This is a genomic window from Henriciella sp. (assembly GCF_049649345.1).
Lineage (GTDB): Bacteria > Pseudomonadota > Alphaproteobacteria > Caulobacterales > Hyphomonadaceae > Henriciella.
The window spans coordinates 1-1,946 of sequence record NZ_JBARZC010000081.1; the positions used below are offsets into that span (position 1 = coordinate 1).

A 1,946-nucleotide genomic window follows, 5' to 3' on the forward strand; every position below is an offset into this window, starting at 1 on the left:
CACCAATTGTCCGCGGACGGATCGGCGTGACGCGCTTCCTGTCGAAGATGAAGCTGCCGCTAAGCTCGGCATATTCATTCGTCAGGTTCGTCGCGAACAGTTCGGCGCCCCAATTGTCACCGGTCAGACCGGCGGTCGCACCAAGCGTGACATAGCCATCGAGTTCCATCTTGTTGATCTCGATGACGTCGGTCACGGAGCTGTCAGAGAACACCATTTGCGGCATGACATGCGCGCGGACATTCTGACCAGCGATCTGGCGCTCAAGATCCCACTCATAGCGGACCCGGAGATTGCCCTGATAGGCCGGCGCGAAGGCAAGTTCGGAGCCCTCGATCACATCATTGGTCGGGACCAGAACTTCGGTGATCTCTGAATCGAGCAGAGAGAAGGCACCGGCGACCGTCAGGCCATCGACGCTTTCAGGCGCCCAGGTGAAATCACCCTCAATACCCTGAAGCTCGGCATTGGCCGCATTATCAGAGAAGAAGAGGTTCACGATGGACGGATCGAAGATCGTCGTCTGCAGGCCTTCGATATCAACGAAGAAGGCCGCCCCGTTAAAGCGCAGCGAATTGTCGAACAGCTCGGTCTTCCAGCCAAGTTCGTAATTCTTCACTTCGTCGGTATCGACCGCATAAGGCACGGTATAGTTGTTCGGCCCGGATGCGCCGCCCGGACGGTTCAAGAGACCGGCACGGTAGCCTTCCGAATAGGTCGCATAGAACAGCGTGTTCGCCGTCGGCGTCCACTCGCCCGTCGCCTTCAGGATAACCCCGTCCGTCGAGGCCGTGTCCGGCGCATCGGCCGGGCCGTTCGGGCCATAGAGGAAGGAGATGTTGGTGCCGAAGACCTGTTGGTCTGTATCAGCGAAGAGGTTGAAGAAGGACGAGTTGGCACTGCCTTCCAGGTCAACCTCGACGTCGTAATACCGCGCGCCGAGCGTCAGGGCGAGCTGGTCGGTGAAGTCGAACGTCGTCTCACCGAAAACACCGATCTGCTCATCTGTGCGCAGCACGTCATTGCGGAAGATGACCCCTGCCGGGAACGGTCCTGGCTGGCTGAAATAGCCTTGGCTCTCATTGCCAACATCGCCGGGCGTTGCCGCGCCATTGGTTAGCGGATAGTTCGGCGCAAAGCCGACCGAGCCGTCGGTGTACACAACCTGTGTTGAGCCAGGATAGGTGAAGTCATTGCGCTCAGCCAGTTCAAGGTCGGAATAGAACGCACCGAAGGTCGCGCGCCAGCGATATTCGCTTGGCGTGTTGAAGCGCACTTCGTGGGTCTGGACCTTGGTTTCCGAGTGCGATTTCACAAACAGGTCCGGCGCGTAACATGTCCCGGCAGGCGCAGCGCCCGTCGGATAGGTAACGTCATAGTCGCAGATATAATAAGGCAGATACTGGCCGACGAAGAGATAGTCGGAATAGTCGACGATCTGGTCCGTGGTCCGCTCGGTATAGGCGCCGGTATAGAGCGCTTCGAGCATGCCAATGCGGCCTTCCAGCGTCCAGGCAGTCGAATGGAACTTGTCCTCGATCTCTTCTGGCGTGAAGCGGACGACATCATAATCATCAAGCTCCGGATCGGCGAAGAAGACGCCGTCGGACTCGATGGTCTGCTGCGAATGCTGGATCAGCAGGTCCCATTCAGGATTGAACTCGTAATAGCCGCTCAGGCGGAAGCCCTGATACGTCGTATCGTTGATGTCGTTCTCGACGAGCGTGCCATTGTTCGCATCGATGAAGGTCACGCCCGACAGATCGGCGCCAGCCTGGAAGCCGGCCCGGTTCGCGTTAACCGGCACACCATTGTCGCGCACCGTGCCTTCCGGACGGAAGCGGGCGGAATCGCGGGTGCTGAGCGTGCCGCCGACATTGTCGATATAGCCGCCCTGCGTGTCGGTATAGACGACACCGCGCAGCGCGAAATCATCGGTCACCGGC

At 59.0% G+C, this 1,946-nt stretch carries 1 protein-coding gene; it reads right to left on the reverse strand.

The window, feature by feature from the left end; genetic code table 11:
• Nucleotides 1-1,946 (reverse strand): TonB-dependent receptor domain-containing protein (locus WA989_RS02080; protein WP_424338871.1); only part of this gene is annotated, 1,946 nt, incomplete at both ends.